We start from the raw sequence: 20,295 nt of genomic DNA, 5'->3' as shown, positions 1-20,295 counted from the left end.
TTTGGTGAGGATCGTGGCGTGCAAGACGATCACGAAGCGGCAACCATCCCCGCTTCCACCGCAGCCTGCCATGCCGACATGCCCGAGTTCCTGGTCGACCTCGTGCGGCGGCGTATCGCCGTCCAGTCGGCACACCCGCCCCAGGCGCTGGCAGTGGGTCAAATTCGGCAACTCGACCACATCGCCTTGCCGCACGGTTCGTCGCGCCAGATCGGCCGCAGCTGTGCGGTCCTTCTCGGTGCCTGCCTCGGGGGCGCACGCTGGAGCGGTTGGATGGTCGCCCAGGAGTCCGACTATGCGGGCGACTGCGACCTGGTGCTGCAGGAGGACGACGGCGTGATCGCGCCCGAGGCGGCGATGGTACAGGCATGGAATCCGGTGGAGTGCCGCCTGCGCGGCGACGAAGCGATACTGGGCAGCTTGTCGGCGCGGGCGCTTGGCGCAGTCATGCATCTTGCCGATCCACTGCGTGCCGACGGGGACTGGATTGCGCCGCGTCCGGGCCGGATCGGCGCATGGGACCTCGACGGCCGCATTCCGGTGGTCACCGGCACTCCCTTGGGCGGAGAAGACGATCCGCGGCGTGCCTACCAGGTCCTGTACGGCAGGCTCGCGCAGGAACTGCGTGCGGCCGCTGTGGCGCATGGGCGTACAGCCGGGCGTACTGCGCCGCGGGAATTGTTCGAGCGGCTGCGCACAAACCTGGTCCGGCCCGCATGGACCTTCGGCGCCATCGCGCTGGCCGCTTTTCAGGGAGCGTGGATACTCGGTGCGCAGCATGCACCGGTCACTGGCGCGACGGCCTATCGGAGCGGGACCAAGGCAGCCGGCATGCATGCCTGCACGCCACGCGTGCGCATCGTGTTTCGCGCGGATGCGCCCTTTGCCGACGTCGTGCTGGCCTTGCGGCGCGCGGGCGCGACGGTGATGCAAGGTCCTTCCGAGGATGGGGAAATCTGGGTGTCGCCGGAGGAGGGTAACGAGGCGGGCCGGATGGCGCAGGCGCTGGAGCGAAGCCCGCTGGTCGAGCAGGCCGACCTCGTTGTGCCGGACAGCGGTCCTTGCGCCGAATGATGCGCGCCCTTGTCGTGCTTGTCCTGTGCCTGGTTCTCCTCGTGGGCGGCACGCCGCCGGCCGCCGCAGCCGGGGCCGCGAAGGTGGCGCTGGTACTGGGTAATGAGCGCTATGGCGCAGGCAATGCGCTGCCGAACGCAGCCAATGACGCACGGCTGATGGCCCGGACCCTGGCCGGCCTCGGATTCACGGTCGTCGAAGCCTACGATCTGGATCGCGACCGGCTTGCACGCACTGTCGCTGATTTTTCGGCGCGAATGCCGGCAGGTGCCACGGCCTTCGTCTATTACGCAGGACACGGCATGCAGATTGGTGGGGCCAGTTACCTCACACCCGTGGACATGCCGGTCACCGGCGAGCAGGGCGCGCGCCTGCGCGCATATCCGCTCAAGAACATGCTCGAGCGCCTGGCGCATGCCGGGTCGGCGGTCAACATCGTCGTGCTGGACGCGTGCCGCAATAACCCCTTCCAACCGTCGGGCACGGTTCGCTATCGCAGCCTGCGCGACCTGGGCCTGTCCAGGACGCGGGCTCCGCGAGGCACCTTCATCGCGTATTCCACCGCGCCCGGCCAGCTGGCGGCAGACGGCAAAGGACCGAACAGCATCTACACCGCGACGCTGGCGCAGGCCCTGCGTGGAGCGGACCAGGAACTCGAAGCCATCTTCCGCAAGGTGGGCCAGGAGGTAAGGCGCAAGACGCTCGACGACCAGATTCCCTGGTATGAATCGTCCCTGGCGGGGGCGGTCCACGTTGGGCCGCAGGCCGCCCGGGACGCCGGGCCCCGTGTCGCAAGCGCCGGCGTCGGCCAGCCATCGGCCAGCCGCGGCATGGCGGTCGAGGATGGAAGCCGGCAATGGTACCGCCAGATGAGCGGAGCCGACTGGCAGCAGGTGGACTGGGAAATCAGGCAGCGTGTACGCCACCTGACACCAGACGAAATTCCCGCCCTGACGCACGTGGCGAGCGGTGGTAGCGTGCTTGCCCAGACGGTGCTCGGCATCGCGCTGCGCGACGGCGTCGACCCGATCCGGCATGCCGATGGCGGACCGACCGCCCGGCTGCGTGCCAACAATACGGCGGCATGGCGTTGGCTGCGCAGGGCGGCCCAGGCTGGTTTTCCGGTAGCGCAGGCCGAGATCGGCGAGATGTATTACCGCGCACACGGGACGGCGCGCGACCTGCGCGAGAGCCGCCGCTGGCTCGAACAGGCCGCCTCCGCGAATTATCCGCGCGCCAGCCTGGACCTGGCACAGCTCGACCTGGAAACCGGGTCTGGCGGCGACATGCAGGGTGCTGCGCGGTCGCTGCTCGAGATCCTGCGGCCGCCGTCCATGCCGGCCACGCCATGAATCGCGGTGCGCGCATGCATGCCGATTTTTCAAAATCGGACCAACTGGACGTTTTACAAGGACGCCGCCGTCTGGCCCGCTGGCGGCGACGGTGCGCATCAACGCTGCAGGAACCGCATCACATGACCCGGATGAACTTCACCTTGCCAATCCTCGCGCTCCTGTCCGCGGCCGTTGCCGGCTGCGCCGTACAGGGCACGCCCGGCCGCGACATGCGCCTCGCCATCGACAACGCCGCGCTGTTCGGCCGGACGGTCGAGGAGTTCGTTCTGCCGGACGGCAGCGCGGCTTCGCTGCGCGAGTTCGAGCGACGTTTCTCGCTCAAACTGGGCGCCTATGCCCGCGTCGTCGAGATCGACAAGGCCACGACGGTGCGCTTCCGTTCGGCCCAGGAAGTGGACGGCTTTACCCTGATCGTGCTCGACAAATCGGAGCCGGGCTGTCGCCACAAGCTGCACCTGCTGGCAGTGAAGGGCCCCGAAGTGCGCGCCTGGGAGGTCGGCAATTGCAAATCGACCCCATCGGCTTCCGTCGGCGGCGGCGTTGCGAATTTCGATGTGTCGACCGGTGCCCGCACGACCCGCTACCAGTTTTCCGGGGGGCGCCTGCTGTACAGCGACCTGGGCCCGGGCCGTGCGCCGATCGTGGCCGGCAGGACTGAGGCTGCCGCCAGCCAGTCCATTCCGGTGGCCGCTGTGCCGGCGCGCCCCGCACCTGCCGAGTCGGTCGCCCGGGCGGGGAACGGCGGCAGCGGACGTGGCCCTGCCGCCAATGTGGCCAATGCGGCTGGCGGCAGCATGCCCGCCGCGGGGAAACCGCTACGGCGGATCTCGACGCTGCCGCACGGCGAGCTCGATTTCGAGCGCAAGGAGCAGGCGCCGCGCACCATGTACCTGAATCGCTGATGTCGACCCGCGCGACCGTCTGGCTGGCGATCCTTACAGCCGTCTACCTGTGCCTGGAACTGGGTTTCAATGCGCGTCTGGTCGATGCGCTGGGCGGTCACGTGAGCGTCGACCAGGTGCATCGGCTGGAGAATTACGGACGCGCACTGTCCGGGGCTGCGGTCGCGCTGCTGCTGCTCCAGCTGGCGGTGCATTTCCGGCCTGCCGTGCGGGCGTGCACCCGAGGTGCTGGCGCCCTCGCTTATTGGGTCGCGACCATGGCGCTGTGTGGCGCTGCTGCCACCGGGGTTTTCGTTTCGCTAGAAGACCTCACCGAGCGTCTGGTCGACGGCAGCAGCGGCGACTTCCGGCGCGCCAGCATGACGGCGGTACTGGCGAAAGCGGCCATGGTCGACGGCGTGGTTCGCCTCGGCGACCTGTCCGGCGCCGACCAGGTGTCGAGCACGCCCGAAGGAAAGGCCTTCCTGGCGCTGTTCCCGCTGTTTGCCGGGTCCATGGCCTCGCTCGAATCGGCGTTTGCACCCGACAAGAAACCCCAGTTGCGCCGCATGGTGGAGCAGGAGATGGGCGGTGCTGCCGATTACTATGCCGCTTATCGGAAGGCGATCGAGAAGACACACGCGCGCTGGCGCGACTATGACCGGGCCGACCACGCGAAGGTGGAGGCCAGGCTCGCGCAGTCGCTCGAGGCCGAGCAGGACAGGGCTTGGGCGCAATACCTGCGCGACCTTGGCCGGCGCGGCTGGTCGCCTTACACCGTGCCCTATGAGGCGCAGGAACGCGTGCGTGCGAAGATCCGTACCCGCGTTCCGGTACCGGACAACTGGGACCTGACCGACGAGGACGCATTCCGCGAAGCGCTTGCGCGCAAGGCGCGGGGCGCGGCCGGCAAGCGGACGGTGGCCCGCGCGCTCAGGGTCAACGGCCGCGCGGTGCCGCTCGGTCTCGGCTGGGAGCAATTCCTGGCCCATCCGGCCGTGCAGGCCGAATTGCGCGATGGCCTGCGGCTGCCCCGCAACGTGGACGTGCAGCCGCGCTACCCGACCGGCGAGGCATTCCGCCGCCGCGTGTTCGATCCGGCGGTAGACCTGCAGTTCAGGAAGCAGTGGGTTGCCTACGAAGCGGACGGCGCCAAGCTCGGCAATGGCGGCCGTTACGAGAAGCAGGGGCGTGACGCCGCGCGGGCCGTCATCGTGCCGCCGCTGGCCCTGTTCTTCTCGCTGCTGGGGGCGTTGACGCACATGACCAAACTGGCCTGCATGCTCAGCTACGCCGCGCTGCGGCAAAGAGCGGGCAGCGCCCGCTACACCGGACGCGTCATGGCCGTCATCGTCGCGATCGCCGCCGCCGGCACCGTTTCGCTTTGCTATCTCGACAACGCGTTTACCCGGAGTCCCGGCTATCTGCTGCTCGAAAAAAGGATCGCCGATTCCGACCAGGCGCCCGTGCAGGCATGGGCCATGGCCCGGGCGCTGCATGGCGTCGCAGTGGGGCAGGGACTGTTCTTCCCCGTGAACGAAGCGATCCGGACGCGCTTGCTGTTCAATCTGAAGTATGGCTTCGAGCCCCAAGACCATGACGAACACTGAAACGATGACCTCGACCACGATCGCAGTCCTGCTGGCACTGGGCCTCGCCGGCCTGGCGCACGCGCAGGAAACCGCCCCGCGCCACCTTGCCGACCTGGAGGCAAACGGCGTGGTCTTCATGGACGACATCAATACGCCGCTGCTGCACCATGCCGCCACCGGAACGGCATACAACCCGCGGGTGTTGGCACGCGGCGACGAGCATACTAAGGTCCCGCGTCCCGAAGGCCGGCTCCGGGACCGGTTGCACGAGCAGGACGAGTTCGTTCGCCAGGAAGCCATGCCGCTCTGGCAAACTTTTCTCGACGGGCGGATCGCGGTCCTGCGACAGGCCCGCGCCTACCTGATCCCGGTGAATGTGCGCTGGATGGATTACGACTTCGCGCGCGCGCGCTTTCCTATCGCGCTGGAGATGAACAAGCGTGCGTCTCTCAACGCCGGGCCGACCTATCACTGCGCCGGCGCCTTCGATGTCGGGCCGCAGCGTTCGTTCAAGACGGCTTGTCTGCACGCGGTGAACGAGGATCAGAACGATGCTTTCCTGCGCTCCTTCCCGGTCGAGGACCACGTCCTGGCGCGCCGGCTGCGCCAGGAGCGGGACAAGTACCTGATGTTCGCCGTCGCCGAACCTGCCGGCAAGTACCGCGTCCTGCGCGGCAACGAGATCCGCTACATGCCGCTGGAGATCTATGCGGCCGCGGGCTACCAGCCGGTAAGGATCACCCAATTGGTCCTCGCCACGCCGGAGGGCGAGGTAATCGCCGTCGCGCGCAAGAACTCCACGCTGCCCCGGGCGGAGCCTGCGGCCAGACCTGTACGGTCCGATGGCGGTGCCGCCGCCCCGGCCAGCCCGACAGCCCCCCCTGGCTGGACGCTGGTGGGGCAGGACGCCACGTCGGCTCTTTACGCCGACCCGGACAGCGTCCGGCGCGAGGGAGCCATCGTCATGCTCAGGACGCTGACGGACTTGGGCGAGCAGGCCGGCATCGGCATGAAGTCGGCGGTGTCCTTGTACGAGAGCGACTGCGGCCGGCGAACCACCCGGCTGTTGCGCCACAAAGGCTTCGCCGGGCGCTTCGGCAAGGGTGGCGTGTTCGCCGAGGCGCTGGAGCCGCAGCCAGCGATGGCCATTGTCGTGGGGAGCATCGGCGAATCGCTGTTCAATTACGCCTGCAACGCTAGTTCCGCGGCGCGCTAGCGCGCCGTCCTTCGCCAACATGAAGCACCTCCAACTACCATGAAGATCACGCACTCCGCCCTGTTTGCCGCACTGCTGTGTATCGCCGCCGCGCCGGCCGCCGCAACGCCTAGCCTGCAAGGAGGACTGGGCCCGCAGGTGGTGTTGGACGACCTGAACATCCTGTTGCTGTACGGTGCTCGGACCGGGGCGGCCCTCGATCCCCTGGGACTGGTCGAGATGACCGATGGCCGGTCTTCGCCGGACATGCAGGAGGCACTCGCGCGCTACCGGCAGGCGCAGAATGCACGCGAGCGCTTCGAACGCAAGGCCCTGATCGAGTATGCGCTCAAGGAACGCCGGGACAGACTGAGCGAGGGACTTCCTTATGTACTTCCGCTGGCGTCCGCCATCGGTCCTTTCGATGCGACGCGCCGCTTGTTTCCGCTGCAGTTGCGGCTCGATGCCGAGGGCCGGGATCGCGAGCCCGGCAAGCAATGCCTCGCGCCCTACCGGTTCGGCCGTCTGAGCGTGGTGGCCTGCCTGGCTTCATCGAGCCTGGCGTCGGGAGACCCGATCTTCACCACGCTGCCGGTCGAGAATCCGGCCAGCGCCGCGCTGATCGCCGAACGTCACCGCCAGGGCAAGTTGCGCTTGTACGCGCTGGCGCGCGATGCCGGGCCCCATGCCGTCACCGACAAGACGGAGGGCGTGGACGGCATCAGCCGAACCTGGACACAGCCCCTGCATCTGACGGGCCTGGTCCTGATCGACAGCGACACACATCAGGTCCTCGGCGTCGCCCAGGCACAAGGGCGCGCGCAGCCTGACGCCAGCCCGGGGACGTCTGCTGGTCTCCCCGGTAGCGCGGGCAGATCCGGCAGTTCGGAAGGTCCGGGGAGCTCGGGCAGCCCGGCTGGCGGCACCCTGGCGGACGGGTCGCCGCCAAGCCGCGATCCGGTCACGCCGGCCCCGCGGCAGGGACCGGGCGGAAACCCGCGCGACCCCTGGCAAGCACCGGAACCGGCAGGGCCGCCGGGGCCGGCCGACGGCAGCCCGCCGCCCATGGTGGCCCAGGCGCCGGACTTCGACCGACTCCTCGCCCTGCTTTCCTTTGCGGTTTATAGCGACAACGAAAAATACGTGCAGACCCGCGAAGAAATCGAGGAACTCAGCGCCAAGATGGCCCGTATCGAGAGCGATCCGGCCAGGAACCCTGGCATTAGGGCGAAAGAGCTCAAGAAACTGGCGCGCATGCTGGAAAGCGCGCAGCGCACGCTTGCCGAACACGCCCAGATGCTGGCGGTAAAGGACAAGCTGCCGACGACGCATGGATTGATGGCGGTCGAGAACGACCGCGCGCGCAAGAGCGACCGAATGTTCTTCGAGCATTTCCGGACCAGGGAGGGGCGTCACGTGATCGTCTTTCGCGGGACCGACAACCGGGCCGACTTCGAAACCGATTTCCAGCTCGCCACCACTCCCGAGATGCTTGGCGAGATCGCAGAGAAGCTCAAAGGTGGCAGGGCCGGCGGCATGCGCGCCGCGCTGGGCGGTTGGGTGCAGGAGCGCGCTGATCGCCAGGTTGCCGGCAATCCGGCCGCCTTCGTTCTGGCCGACACCCTGGTCCAGTCACTGGTACGCACTGGCATCAAGCCGGCAGATATCATCCTGACCGGACATTCGCTCGGCGGCGGACTGGCACAGTACGCCGGCCGGCGCAACGGTGTTGGGCTGGTGGTGAGCTTCAATCCCGCGCCCCTGAGTCCACGGCAGCTGGAGTTGCTGCCCGCACGGAATCCGGCCATGCAGACGGTCACCCGCAATTACATTGCATTCGTTCCGGCGCCGAACGGCGATGGCGGCACCTTCGATCCGGTATCGAGTGCGCTGGCCGATATCACGACGCTGCGCAATCCCCGCAGCCTGCGGGTTCTTGGGGACAAGCACATCGTCACGGTGTGCAACGATCTCGATACCGCGCACTTCAAGGCATTCGAGGACAGGGCGCAGGCGGTGGTGTCGACCCTGACACTGGCGACGATGTCGGCCGGCCGGGGGCGCATCGTGAACGGCGCAACGGGGCTCGGCATCGCGAGCGGCGTCAACGGGGCCGGTACCGAGCGGACCTCGGCCATTGTCCAGGGCGGGCTATCGGGACGCAAGGCCGGGATGGGGGTGGGTGCCGTCATGAACTGCATGCGCAACCCCTTTCTGTGCAGTGCCGTCGCCGCCGGCGGCGGCATTGCCAGCATTGGTGCCCGCATCAAGACGGCCGAGTACTACAGCATGTACACCGCACATAGCATGAAGCGGATGTATGAATCGCTGAACGGGATCGGCCCGAACACGTGCAACGCGCCTGAACCTTCCCTGGTGCCGGCCGGCGCCGAGGCCGGGGAGCCGGATCTGGATACGATGCCCCGGGAAGTAACACAGGGTGCAGGTGGATAGCGGCGGCCTGATTCCAGGGCCCGCCGTCCGCCTGCCATTTAACATCAACCACATTTTTCAGTCTCTCAAATCATCCATCCATGAGTAAGCGTAAAGTCGGCTACGGCCTGTTCTCCCCGAAGACACTAGGCGAAGCCTTGCAAAAAGTCCGGCCGGGAGATGTCCTGAGCATTGCAAGTGACCACCGGCCGGGCGGAGTGCCCCTGGCCATGGCAACCGCCCTGACCATCGAACCACGGAGCCCGGAAGAAAAGCTCGTACTGGGCGAACCGATCAACATCACCAAGGGCGCCCGGGTGGTCTTTCGCGACCTCACGATCGCAGCACCCCTGTCGCTCCAAGGCCCATGCGAAGCCGTCTTCGAACGCTGCATTTTTACGGCGGGCGGTGATGCGCTCAGAATGTCAGGGAGTGCACGGCTGGTGATCCGGCAGGGACAGGGCAGGGGCAGGATCGTGGCGGGGGGCGAAACCGGTGCGGCGGCCACGCTCGAGATGCACAATCTTCGTTGGGAGGGCTCGGAAGAGGGCGCCCTGGCGCTTTCCAACGTGAACGCGGAACTGAAGTCACTGATCGTGGCGGGCGGAGGCATTGTTGCAGACGGGAACGGCAGCCTGTCCTGCGATCAGCTGGTCGTCGACGGACTGGCGAGGCACGGCCTGGCCTTGCGTGGCAACGTACGCGCCGAGGTGAGCGGATTGGCGATGAGCGGTTGCGGTATTTTGGTGGACGGCAGCGCGATTCTCCTGCTTCGCCAGGCACGCATCGATCGTTCGGCACAGGCGGCGATGACGCTGAAAGGCAAGGCGCGCGCCGAGGTTGAGGCGCTTGAAATGACGGGCAATCTCGATAGTGGATTTGTTCTCCAGCAGCAGGCCAGCCTGAGGGCGACCGGTTGCAGGCTCAGTGACGGACAGAAGGGCTGTGTGTGGGCGAACGACACGGTCCAGGTCGCACTGGTCGACTGCGAGCTCCTGGGCGGCGGCCCCAAGTTTCCTGCCATTGTTGCGACGTCGAAGGCGCGTGTTACCGTCCAGGGTGGTCGCATCGCCGATACCAACTCCAACGGCCTCTGGTTGCGCGACGAAAGCGTGACCGAAGTCGCGGGAACAACGATCGAATTCACCCTGGCGGCCAATGCCGAGACCGAGGACAGCGCACAGCTCAAGCTGGTCGACTGTACGTTGAACGGCGGAAAGGGCTACGCGCTGCAGGCTGAAGGCGGGTCACGGATACAGGCGACGGGCTGCCGCATCCATGGCCATGCAAAAGGTCGCATGCTGCGTGATCCGGAGGCGACGATTGACCTGCAGCGCTGCAGGCTGCGCGACGATGTTGCCCTTGCGATGGCGATCGCCGAACTCAATTCCCTGGAGGGGCTTGCCACCGTCAAGTCCGAAGTAAGCAAGCTGATCGACCTGGTGGAGGCGGAGCGGCGCCGTGCCGAGGCTGGCGTGGCGGGCAGCACGATCGCCCTGAACCTGGTCTTTACAGGAAATCCGGGTACCGGGAAAACGACGGTAGCGCGCCTGGTCGGCAAGGTGTTTTCGGCGCTCGGCCTGCTCAAGCAGGGACAACTCGTCGAGACCGATCGCAGTGGCCTGGTCGGCGAACACATCGGCCACACCGCGCCGAAAACCCGGAAGGTCATCGATTCGGCCGTGGATGGCGTGTTGTTCATCGACGAAGCCTACACCTTGTACGTGCCCGACTCGACTCGCGACTTCGGACCTGAGGCGATCACGACGCTGATGAAGGAGATGGAGGACCGGCGGGGAGCGATGGCGGTGATCGTGGCCGGATACGAAAAGGAGATGAACAACTTCTTCGATGCGAATCCGGGCATGCGCTCGCGCTTCAACCGCTATGTCCATTTCCCGGATTACGATGCTGCCGAGTTGACCCGCGTCTTCTCCGCGCTGGCGAAGAAGCGCCAGTTTGCATTGACCCGCGATGCGCAGGCACGGGCCGGACATGTCTTCGAACAAATGGTACGTACCAAGGGCAAACACTTCGGGAATGCGCGCGCCGTGCGAAGCTACCTGGACAGCGCGATCGAACGCCAGGCGAGCCGCCTGCGAGTGCAGACTCAGGCCGATCCGCTCGTCCTGGAAGTCGACGACCTGCCGCCGCTCGGCCGTGCCGAGGAACTCGACTTCAATGCCCTGCTGGGCAAGCTGGACGCCTTGACCGGGCTTCGATCGGTGAAGGCGGAAATCCGCAAGCTGGCGAGCCTGGTGCGGGCGCAGGAACGGCGCCGCGAAGCCGGCATGGTTTCCACACCCGTGTCGCTGCACCTGGTGTTCGCGGGAAGTCCCGGTACCGGCAAGACGACGGTCGCGCGCCTGGTCGGTGAACTGTATGCCGCTCTCGGCCTGCTGGAGAAAGGCCATGTCGTGGAAGTGCAGCGTTCCGACCTGGTGGCAGGCTATATCGGGCAAACCGCCACGCGCACAAAGGCAAAGATCGAAGAAGCGTATGGCGGCGTGCTCTTCATCGACGAAGCCTATACCCTCGTCAACGGCAACGAGCGGGACTTCGGCACGGAAGCAATCGATACCCTGCTGAAGGAAATGGAAGATAATCGTAACCGGCTCGCGGTGATTGTCGCGGGCTATACCGACAAGATGAACGGATTCATCGCCTCCAACCCTGGACTCGCTTCCCGTTTCACCCGGTATGTCGAGTTCGAGAATTACTCGGCTGACGAACTTGCCCAGATTTTCAGGACACTGGCAAGCACGCACGGGTTTGAGCTCAGCGCCGAGGCGCAAGCGCGGGTAAGGCGGGCGATCGACGATCTGCTCATGATTGCCGACCCCCACTTCGGCAATGCAAGGGTGATGCGTACCCTGTTCGAGGCCGCCATCGAGCAGCAGGCCGTGCGGATCGGCGACGACGAACATGCCCCGGTAAATGCGATTGAACCGACCGATATCGAACTTGCATCGATGGCGTGAGCTGGTGACGCAGGGTTCAGAAAGCGCAATCGTGTCATTGAGCTAGGGAGGCGATGGATATAGGGGGATGGCGCGAATAGGAATCCCGCACGGAGAGCGCTTCCGTGTGGGATTCGCAGGGTGCCGCGTACGCGCGTCAGCGCGTCCCGCGGAACATCGGCGAATCCCCGGGGTGGGCCAGATTACTTCGCCTTCCTCGACGACCAGTGCACATGCACGATCGCCCAGCCATCGCCTTTTTTCTCGAGCACAAGCGTCCCGGTACCGAGCTGATGCACCGGCTTGCCGTTGGCGGTACCGGTCGTCTCGGTCTCCTCCATCACCAGGGCGATATTGCCGTCAATACGCTCGGTCTGCTTGAGGACCTTGCGCGTCGAAGTCTTGGCAAACGCCATGTCGCCCCCAAGGTGATGGTGCGCATACTCATCGCGCGACCGCTCGACATATCCCGCCTCATAAATTGCGACCTCGGGCGCCAGCAGCGCGAGCGCCTTCGCCTTGTCGCCGCTGGTAAGCGCGTCATGAAACGCCGCCACGGTCTCCTTGGGCGAGGCCGCGAGGCTGCTCCCATGCACGCCGAAGAGCGCGCCTGCGATGAGGCATACTGCGAGTGACTTCGTGAACATCAATGCTCCTTGTATTGTCGTTGTTGTTTAATCCGCCGTAGGCGGCGGGGTCGAGGTAAGAACAGCCGCGGCAATGAGGGCCGCGACCAGAACGATTGCTTCGATGCGCAGCACCGTCGCGAACCGGCGGCCGGCGTCACGCTGCGATTGTGCGGTATCCCGCAGGGATGCGAGCAACGATGGCATCACAAAGAAGCGGTTGAACCCGCCCAGCGCCGCCGCGCCCAGGACGAGCCCGAGCTTGACGAGCAGGGCACTCCCGTAGGGATTCCCGATCAGATCCTCGGGGCTGTCCAGCACGCGCCAGGTGCTGGCCACACCGCTCAAAACGATGCCGCTCAGGGCGACGGTCGCGCTGCGCGAGAGCGCGTCGACGTAGCGCGCACAGTCCGACCTGCTTTCCGAAACACTGCCAGGCTGGGCGCGCAAGACGACCAGCCCCGCCACGATCACTTCGCCCACCCAGACGCTGACCAGCACCAGGTGAACCCAATCGGTAAGCAGCGCCCAGGTAAAGTCGCCACCGGCCCCCGCATGGCTGACCATGCTGCGGCTGTACAGCAGCACCCCGAGCGCGGCGATGCGGACCGCCGACGAAGCGCCGCCCGACTGGACGCGCACATCGGCAGCACAGACCGCGCCCGTCACGACCAGCGCCGCAGCCCCGATCATCCAGGCAAGGCCGTAATGCGTCGCCGTGAGCACCGAGCCTACCGCGGGCAAGGCCTCGGCCAGGGGTACTTCCGCCATCGACGCGGCTTCGAGCCACAGGATCGCCACCAAGGCAGCCATCGCCGCGCCAGTCGCCCCGAGCAGGGTCCGGCGCAGGTGCGGCAGCAGCGCGGCGGCCCAGGGCGACCGCGCGCTGCGCAGCCACAGCCCCGCCGCGCTCCCCCCGACGAGCACCGCACACGCCAGGTTCAGCGCAACGGTGAGGGCACGCTGCAGCAAGGCGAAGTCGGTTTCCACTTACTTGACCCGGAACCCGAACTCGCCCTTGACCTTGTGCCCGTCGCGGGTGACGGTGCTCCACTGGACGCGGTAGGCGCCTGCATGCAGGGCAGGCATGGCCGCGACCAGTGCTTTCGGGTTTGCAGGATCCACCTCGATTTTCGAGGGAGTAAGCACGGCACCGTGTTCGTCGACCAGCTTGATCTTGCTGAACGGGAGTTCGAGCGGGTCGCTGAACTGCAGGCGCAACTGTGCCGGCGCCGGGCTGACCATGCTGTTCGCCTGCGGCGACGAGGTTTCCAGCCTGGTGTGGGCGAGGGCGGCAGAGGTGCCGATCAGGGATGCGGCCGCAGCGGCGGTGACGATGAGGTGTTTGAAGTGCATGCGATTCTCCTTACTGCGCCTTCTGCATGTGCACGATGGTCACCGCGCCGTTCATGCGTTCGGCCGCAAACCTGACCTGGTCGCCCACCTGGACGCCGTCGAGCATCGCAGGCGCCTTCACACGCAGGACCATGGTCATCGGGGCCATGTTGAGATTTTTGATCTCACCGTGGCGCAGCGTGATCTTGCCGGCCTCCTTGTCGATCTTCTTCACCTCGCCCTCGGTCAGGGCGGCCGCTGCCGGGGCTTCGTGGCCGGCCGCATGCGGGCCGTGCGCGCCATGGCCTGCATGTGCGCCGTCCTGGGCGAGTGCGAACGGGCTTGCGGCTGCCATCAGGATGGCCAGGGTCAGAGTCGAGAGTGCATTCATGGTGTATTCCTTGTGGTTGTGGTGTTCGAAAATACTGCTTGCTTCGTCAGTGATGGCCCTGGTGGCCCTTCGGTTTGCGTACAGTGACCTCGACTTCCGGCGCTTTCGCCGCGGGCATAGCCTGGCCGCCCGCATGGTGGTGGCGCACCGCCGCCGGCGCTTCGCCTTTCCATTCATACGCGACCGTCCCGGCCGGATGCTTGTACCAGCCCGGATCCTTGTAGTCGCCCGGCTTCTGGTCCTTGCGCACCTTCAGCACGGTGAACATGCCGCCCATTTCCACGCCGCCGAAGGGGCCCTGGCCCGTCATCATCGGCAGCGTGTTGTCCGGCAGCGGCATCTCCATGTCGCCCATCGAACCGCCTTTCTCGCCCATCACCATGTAGTCGGGGACCAGTTTGGTGATCTTTTCGGCGACGCCGCGGTGGTCGACCCCGATCAGGGTCGGTACGTCGTGGCCCATGGCGTTCATGGTGTGGTGCGACTTGTGGCAGTGGAAGGCCCAGTCGCCCGGTTCATCGGCAATGAACTCGATGGCGCGCATCTGGCCCACCGCGATGTCGGTCGTGACTTCCGGCCAGCGCGACTCGGGCCGGGTCCAGCCGCCGTCGGTGCCGGTCACCTCGAACTCGTGTCCGTGCAGGTGGATCGGATGGTTCGTCATCGTCAGGTTGCCGGTGCGGATGCGCACGCGGTCGCCCTGGCGCACGTTCATGGTGTCGATGCCCGGGAAGACGCGGCTGTTGAAGGTCCAGATATTAAAGTCGAGCATCTCGTTGACCCGGGGCGTGTAGCTGCCCGGCTCGATGTCGTACGCGTTCAGCAGGAACACGAAATCGCGGTCGACCTTGTGATGGGCAGGGTTCTTCGGGTGCGTAACCCAGAAGCCCATCATCCCCATGGCCATCTGCACCATTTCGTCGGCATGCGGGTGGTACATGAAGGTACCCGCCCGGCGCGCGACGAATTCGTAGACGAAGGTCTTGCCCGGCTGGATGCCTGGCTGGGTCAGGCCGGTTATGCCGTCCATCCCGTTGGGCAGGCGCTGGCCATGCCAGTGGATGCTGGTGTGCTCGGGCAGCTTGTTGGTCACGAAAATGCGTACGCGGTCGCCTTCCACCACTTCGATGGTCGGCCCCGGACTCTGGCCGTTGTAGCCCCACAGGTTGGCCTTCATGCCGGGTGCGATCTCGCGCACCACGGGTTCGGCGATCAGGTGGAACTCCTTGACCCCATTGTTCATGCGCCAGGGCAGGGACCAGCCGTTCAGCGTAATAACCGGGTTGTAGGGGCGACCGTTGGGTGGCGGCGGTGGCGGCTGGGTGGCCGCGCTGCGCATGATCGGCGCTTCCGGGAGGGTAGCCGCGCCGGCGCGGCTCACCAGGCCGGCGCCGACCAGCGCCGCGGCGCCGGTAAAGAAATCTCGACGAGAACTCATTTCACTTCCTTGTCAGTGTGCAGGCGCCGCTGCCGCGGAGGCGGAAGGGGCGGCCGTCAGGGACGCCGTTGCTCCGCCGCTGCCGTTGATGGCGGCCTGCAGTTCGGTTTCGGCGATCCAGAAATCGCGCTGGGCTTCGATCGCGGCGTTCACCCCGGTGATCTGGGCGCGCGCATCGGCCAGCAGCTCGAAGACGCTCATGAGCATGCCGTTATAGCGCAGCAGGGTTTCTTCTGAAATCTTCTTCTGGAGCGGAATGACTTCGTCGCGGTAGTGCATGGCGACGTCGTAGTTCGTCCGGTAGGCCGACCAGGCCTCGCGCACCTGCGAGCGGGCGGTGATGGCGGCTTGGGCGGTCCGGTGGACCGACTGCATGTAGAGCCCCTCGGCCTTTGCGACCCGTGCGCCGCCCCAGTCGAACAGCGGGAGGGCCAGCTCGATCTCGTAGCCGTTCTCGCGCGGCGCGCCGGTCTTGCTCGCGTTGGCGTAGCCGGCTTCGAGCACGTTGACGACGCCGGTCGCGCGCGTCAATCCCAAGGCGCGTGCGGTCGATTCGGCCTCCAGCTTCGCGAGCTGGACGTCGAGGCGCTGCTGCATCGCCAGGCTTTCGACATTGTTCCCGTCGCGCGGCGCCGCCGGCAGGTCGGGCAGGCGCTCGGGAAGCCTGAACGCGGTCTGCGTTCCCCACACGCCCAGCAGGCGGGCAAGCCCCTCGCGCGCGGCGGTCGCACGATGGCGCGCACGCGCCAGCTGCGCCGTGGCCTCGGCCGAGAACACCTGTTCTCTGGCCTGGTCGAGCGCACTGAGATTCCCGGCCTTGGCCATGCGCTGGGCCAGTTCGGCGCTGGCCTGGGCGGCTTCGCGCACCTGTTCCGCGTAGCGCGCGGACTGGCTTGCGGCGACCGCGGTGAACCAGGCCTTGCGCGTATCGGCGGCCAGGCGCACCACGTCGAGGGCGGCAGTCAGTTGCGCGCCCTTGAAACGGCGCGCTTCGATGTCGCGCCGGATCGGCATGGTCAGCAGGCCGACGAGGTCGAACATGACGCTGCGTTCGATCTCGGTTTCGCCGTGAGCAGACATGCGGCTGAAGCTGAAGCCCGGGTTGCGCATCCGTCCGGCCTGGACCAGGTCGGCTTCGGCGACGCCCAGTCCTGCAAGCGAGGCGCGCAAGCCGCGGTTATTGAGCAGGGCAACGCGCACGGCGCTGTCGGCCGTCAGCGGCTCCTGCAGGAGCCGGTCGAGTTCCGCCCGGCCGGAAGCGCCGTCGTCGGCTGTCTTCGGCAGGCGGACGTCCTGGCCCGTACGGACCGTGGCCATGCTGGACACCGTGTCGAGGCCACCGTCCTGCGAAAAGCCGGCGCAGCCGCTCAGTACCAGCACGAGCGCGCCGGCGGCGATGGCGCGCAGCCGGGGTGGCAAAGTTTGCTTTGTCATGATCTTGCCCTGGCGTTAATGGTGTTGGTGGTCCGCGGGTGCAGGCTTGTCCGGCTGAGCGGGAGCCGCCGGGGAATGCCCGTGGCCCGGCGCCGCGGCGACTGCCTCGTTCGCCTGGCGCCAGTTGTTGTCCGGGGTGGCGCCGCCGTCACGCGGCTGGCGCGAATAGCCGGTCATCGCCGACTCGTACACGGGTTGGGGGACCGTCACGGCCGGGTCGCTCGGATCGGGCGAGCGTGACGGCTGCTGGGCGTGCGCCGGGGCCGTCGCCACCAGGACGCCGAAGGCGGCAGCCAATAGCATTGGTTTCATCGTGAATCCTCAACGTCAATCATGGGACGTGCGCCGGGCGCACGGTCGCTTGGGATGCAGGCGCGGCGTGCGCACAGGCGGCCGGCGTCAGCTTCCGGATCGATCAGGCGGATGGATGCCGGGGAGGTCGCTGCGGACCGTCCGGGATGAAGCCGTCGGCCAGGGCCGAAGGCGACACGAGGACGGCGTCCGAGCCGTCGAAGCTGGGGAGAGGGAGGAAGGCGGAAGGCGGCGCCACTGCGCCCGCACAGACCGCCGAACAGGCGCTGCAGGAAGAATGCGGCTTTTTCACGATGTCCGGCGCGGATGCGTGTTCGTCCGCTGCCGGGCTGGCGCCGTGCTCCATGTGCGCGGTATGATCGCCGCCATGATGCGCCACGTCGGCTGGGCTGGATGCGTGCTGCTGAACCGGCGCGCAGGACATCCCGACGCTCGCGGCGACCGCATGGAGCGGCAGCATGAGCATCAGTAGCCAAACGAGCAATGTCTTGACGGTGCGGTTCATAGATGGGCGGAGTATAGCACGGCGATTTTCGGCTGATAACCGGCTTGTTGCAGCGTCATGAAACCCCTTGACCTTCCCACCATCGGAAGGATTACAGTGGAATCAGCCAACTCCTGGAGTCCCATCATGAAACCAATCGAGCAAGTCAATCAGTCGTCCGCCATGCGCCCGACGCTTCCCTCGCTGCCGGACAGCCGTCAAGACCGGCAAGAACCCGGCACCTGCATGTTCTGCCGATACCGGCGTGCGCCTGCGCAGCAGCAGGAGACTTCCCATGCCTAAGATACGTGTCCTTCCTCACCCGGAATGTGCGCCCGCGGGGGCGTTGATCGAGGCCGCGCCCGGCACCAGCATCTGTGACGCCTTGCTCGCGCAACGTGTGGAAATCGAGCACGCATGCGGCAAGGTCGGAGCCTGCACGACCTGCCACGTCCTCATCCGTGAGGGGTTCGCATCACTGAATGCGGCGAGCGACGCCGAAGAAGACATGCTGGACCGCGCCTGGGGTGTCGAAGCGCAGTCACGCCTGTCGTGCCAGGCCATCCTTGCCGACGCCGACCTGACGGTCGAGATCCCGCGTTACACGCTGAATCATGCCAAGGAAAACGGCTAGCGCGCCAGCAGCGCTTCGATCGCCTCCGCCTCGCCGGCGCTGAGCGCCGCCATGCGCGCCGCCTGCACCGCCTCGATGACCTGCGCCGGCCTGCTGGCGCCGATCAGCGCCGAGCTGACGGCCGGCTGGCGCAGCACCCAGCGCAGGGCCAGCTGGGCCAGCGATTGCCCGCGCTCCTGCGCGAAGGCGTGCAGGGCGCGCGAGGTCCGCAGGCGCTCGTCGGTGAGGTGCTCCTTGCGCAGGAAGCCCACGCTGCCGGCCGCACGCGAGTCGCCGGGCGGCTCGCCGCTCAGGTAGCGGTCGGTGAGCAAGCCTTGCGCCAGCGGCGAGAAGGCGACGCAGCCGATGCCTTCCCCTTCCAGCACGGGGAGCAGGCCGTCTTCGACCTGGCGCGTATACATGTTGTAGCGCGACTGGTTGACGATGCAGGGCGTGCCCAGCCTGCGCAGTTCGGCCGCCGCAATGGCGGTCTGCTCGCCGGAATAGTTCGAGATGCCGACGTAGAGCGCGCGGCCGCTGCGCACGATGTGGTCGAGCGCGGCCATCGTCTCTTCGATCGGCGTGGCCGGGTCGGGCCGGTGGTGGTAGAAGACGTCGACGTAGTCGAGTCCCATGCGCTTCAGGCTCTGGTCGAGGCTGGCCACCAGGTATTTGCGGCTGCCCCAGTCGCCGTAGGGGCCGGGCCACATGGTGTAGCCGGCCTTGGTGCTGACCACGATCTCGTCGCGGTAGGGGCGCAGGTCGAGGTCGAGCAGGCGCCCGAAGCTGCTTTCCGCCGATCCCGGCGGCGGTCCGTAATTGTTGGCCAGGTCGAAGTGGGTGATGCCCAGGTCGAAGGCGGTGCGCACGATCTCGCGCTGGCGCGCCGGATCGTCCACGCCGCCGAAGTTGTGCCACAGGCCGAGCGAGACGGCGGGCAGGCGCAGCCCGCTGCGGCCGCAGCGGCGGTAGGGGACGGCCTCGTAGCGGTCGGCGGCAGCCTGCCAGCTCATGCGACGATGCCGGCGCCGGCCGCGGCGCGGCAGACGTAGACGGTCGCGCGCATGCCGTTCGGCGCGGTGTAGGAGCGGGCCACGGCTTCGCGGGCGGCGTCGACCAGATTCTCCGGCACCAGGGCCACCACGCAGCCGCCGAAGCCGCCGCCCGTCATGCGTACGCCGCCGGCCTTGCCAATGACGTCCTTGACGATGCCGACCAGCTGGTCGATGGCCGGCACGGTGATCTCGAAATCGTCGCGCATCGAGGCGTGCGAGGCTTCCATCAGCTCGCCCATGCGCGCCAGGTCGCCAGCGGCCAGCGCCTGGGCGGCGGCCGCCACGCGGGCGTTCTCGGTGACCACGTGGCGCGCGCGGCGCAGCACGGTCGGATCGAGTTCGGCGCCGCGCGCCTCGAGCGTGGCCAGGTCGAGGTCGCGCAGGGCTGGCAGGGCGAAGTGGCGGGCGGCAGTCTCGCACTGTTCGCGGCGGGTGTTGTAGGCGCTGTCCACCAGGCCGCGCGTGACGTGCGAGTTGAAGATCATGATCGCGGCCCCGGCAGGCATCGGCACCGGTTCCACCGCGAGCGAGCGGCAGTCGATCATCAGGACGTGGTCCTGGACGCCGCAGGCGGAGCTGATCTGGTCCATGTTGCCGCACTTGCAGCCGACGAAGTCGTTCTCGGCGCGCTGGGCGACCAGGGCCATGTCGACCGGGCTCAAGGCCTCGAAGCCGGGCAGGGTGGCGAACAGCCGGCACACCGCGACCGACAGCGAGGCGGACGATGACAGCCCGGCGCCCTGCGGCACGTCGCCGGCGATGGACAGGTCCATGCCCTGCATCGGCAGGCCGCGCTGGACCAGTTCGCGGACCACGCCGCGCACGTAGTTCGCCCACATCGGCGCTTCGAGGCGTTCGATCGGCGCATCGAGCGAGTATTCGTCGATCGCGCCTTCGTAGTCGGCGGCCAGCACCCGGACCAGGCGGTCCTCGCGCAGGCGCGCCACGATCACGGTGCGGTAGTCGATCGCGCAGGGCAGCACCAGGCCGTCGTTGTAGTCGGTGTGTTCGCCGATCAGGTTGACCCGGCCCGGGGCCTGGACCTGGATGCTGGGGACCTGGCCGAAGGCGGCCTGGAAAACGGCGGCCGCGCGGGCCAGTGGGGTGTCGTTCATCT

19 protein-coding genes are annotated in these 20,295 nt (G+C 67.1%); 9 read left to right on the top strand and 10 right to left on the bottom strand.

From position 1 onward, the window contains the following. Positions 1–18 precede the first annotated feature (18 nt). The 7 genes from ACSQ25_RS14610 (at position 19) to ACSQ25_RS14580 (ending at position 11,511) form a co-directional block, all read left to right on the top strand. Complete coding sequence (locus ACSQ25_RS14610) at positions 19–1,074, top strand: hypothetical protein (protein WP_436106404.1); 1,056 nt, start codon at positions 19–21, stop codon at positions 1,072–1,074. After that, positions 1,071–2,426 (top strand): caspase family protein, encoded by a 1,356-nt coding sequence (locus ACSQ25_RS14605; protein WP_436106403.1) that lies wholly within the window; start codon positions 1,071–1,073, stop codon positions 2,424–2,426. Before ACSQ25_RS14610 ends, ACSQ25_RS14605 begins: the two co-directional genes overlap by 4 nt. 122 nt (positions 2,427–2,548) lie before the next feature. Next, positions 2,549–3,331, top strand: coding sequence for a hypothetical protein (locus ACSQ25_RS14600; RefSeq protein ID WP_436106402.1), 783 nt, complete (start codon positions 2,549–2,551; stop codon positions 3,329–3,331). Beyond that, positions 3,331–4,920 carry a hypothetical protein gene (locus ACSQ25_RS14595; RefSeq protein ID WP_436106401.1) on the top strand — a complete coding sequence of 530 codons (1,590 nt, stop codon included), beginning with the start codon at positions 3,331–3,333 and terminating at the stop codon, positions 4,918–4,920. The genes ACSQ25_RS14600 and ACSQ25_RS14595 overlap by 1 nt, the downstream gene beginning before the upstream one ends. Further along, positions 4,907–6,118 (top strand): surface-adhesin E family protein, encoded by a 1,212-nt coding sequence (locus tag ACSQ25_RS14590; RefSeq protein WP_436106400.1) that lies wholly within the window; start codon positions 4,907–4,909, stop codon positions 6,116–6,118. Before ACSQ25_RS14595 ends, ACSQ25_RS14590 begins: the two co-directional genes overlap by 14 nt. Positions 6,119–6,157: 39 nt before the next feature. Next, a complete protein-coding gene (locus ACSQ25_RS14585; RefSeq protein WP_436106399.1) occupies positions 6,158–8,551 on the top strand; it encodes a hypothetical protein in 2,394 nt (797 codons plus the stop codon). Between the two features lie 80 nt (positions 8,552–8,631). Further along, positions 8,632–11,511 carry an AAA family ATPase gene (locus tag ACSQ25_RS14580; RefSeq protein WP_436106398.1) on the top strand — a complete coding sequence of 960 codons (2,880 nt, stop codon included), beginning with the start codon at positions 8,632–8,634 and terminating at the stop codon, positions 11,509–11,511. 182 nt (positions 11,512–11,693) lie between these two features. Here the strand turns inward: ACSQ25_RS14580 and ACSQ25_RS14575 are convergent, their stop codons facing one another. From ACSQ25_RS14575 to ACSQ25_RS14540, 8 genes are all read right to left on the bottom strand, one after another. Continuing rightward, entirely contained in the window at positions 11,694–12,137 is a 444-nt protein-coding gene (locus ACSQ25_RS14575; RefSeq protein WP_436106397.1) for a YybH family protein, read from the bottom strand. A 27-nt stretch (positions 12,138–12,164) separates the two neighbouring features. Then, positions 12,165–13,106, bottom strand: a complete 942-nt coding sequence (locus ACSQ25_RS14570; RefSeq protein ID WP_436106396.1) for a copper resistance D family protein — start codon at positions 13,104–13,106, stop codon at positions 12,165–12,167. Next, positions 13,107–13,472, bottom strand: coding sequence for a copper resistance CopC family protein (locus ACSQ25_RS14565; RefSeq protein WP_436106395.1), 366 nt, complete (start codon positions 13,470–13,472; stop codon positions 13,107–13,109). It lies immediately after the preceding gene. Between the two features lie 10 nt (positions 13,473–13,482). Next, entirely contained in the window at positions 13,483–13,842 is a 360-nt protein-coding gene (locus ACSQ25_RS14560; RefSeq protein WP_436106394.1) for a copper-binding protein, read from the bottom strand. Positions 13,843–13,888: 46 nt separating this feature from the next. Next, the gene (locus ACSQ25_RS14555; RefSeq protein WP_436106393.1) at positions 13,889–15,280 is read right to left on the bottom strand and encodes a multicopper oxidase family protein; all 1,392 of its coding nucleotides are present in this window, start codon (positions 15,278–15,280) and stop codon (positions 13,889–13,891) included. 12 nt (positions 15,281–15,292) lie between these two features. After that, complete coding sequence (locus ACSQ25_RS14550; RefSeq protein WP_436106392.1) at positions 15,293–16,714, bottom strand: TolC family protein; 1,422 nt, start codon at positions 16,712–16,714, stop codon at positions 15,293–15,295. 15 nt (positions 16,715–16,729) lie between these two features. After that, complete coding sequence (locus ACSQ25_RS14545) at positions 16,730–17,026, bottom strand: hypothetical protein (RefSeq protein ID WP_436106391.1); 297 nt, start codon at positions 17,024–17,026, stop codon at positions 16,730–16,732. Between the two features lie 103 nt (positions 17,027–17,129). Beyond that, positions 17,130–17,486 (bottom strand): hypothetical protein, encoded by a 357-nt coding sequence (locus tag ACSQ25_RS14540; RefSeq protein ID WP_436106390.1) that lies wholly within the window; start codon positions 17,484–17,486, stop codon positions 17,130–17,132. Between the two features lie 171 nt (positions 17,487–17,657). Between ACSQ25_RS14540 and ACSQ25_RS14535 the strand changes: the two genes are divergently transcribed. Both ACSQ25_RS14535 and fdx read left to right on the top strand, forming a co-directional pair. Next, positions 17,658–17,813: a hypothetical protein gene (locus tag ACSQ25_RS14535; RefSeq protein WP_436106389.1), complete on the top strand. Its 156-nt coding sequence runs from the start codon at positions 17,658–17,660 to the stop codon at positions 17,811–17,813. Then, positions 17,806–18,144: an ISC system 2Fe-2S type ferredoxin gene (gene fdx, locus ACSQ25_RS14530; RefSeq protein ID WP_436106388.1), complete on the top strand. Its 339-nt coding sequence runs from the start codon at positions 17,806–17,808 to the stop codon at positions 18,142–18,144. Before ACSQ25_RS14535 ends, fdx begins: the two co-directional genes overlap by 8 nt. On the opposite strand, the gene ACSQ25_RS14525 is transcribed toward fdx, so the two are convergent. Both ACSQ25_RS14525 and galK read right to left on the bottom strand, forming a co-directional pair. Then, complete coding sequence (locus tag ACSQ25_RS14525; protein WP_436106387.1) at positions 18,141–19,136, bottom strand: aldo/keto reductase; 996 nt, start codon at positions 19,134–19,136, stop codon at positions 18,141–18,143. The genes fdx and ACSQ25_RS14525 overlap by 4 nt on opposite strands. Beyond that, entirely contained in the window at positions 19,133–20,293 is a 1,161-nt protein-coding gene (galK, locus tag ACSQ25_RS14520; RefSeq protein ID WP_436106386.1) for a galactokinase, read from the bottom strand. The genes ACSQ25_RS14525 and galK overlap by 4 nt, the downstream gene beginning before the upstream one ends. Between the last annotated feature and the right edge of the window lie 2 nt (positions 20,294–20,295).

Origin of the sequence: Massilia sp. LjRoot122 (genome assembly GCF_964252725.1) — a bacterium.
Taxonomy (GTDB): Bacteria; Pseudomonadota; Gammaproteobacteria; order Burkholderiales; family Burkholderiaceae_D; genus Telluria.
The sequence above is the reverse complement of the archived record's forward strand: the minus strand, read 5'-3'. Positions and strand labels throughout refer to the sequence as shown.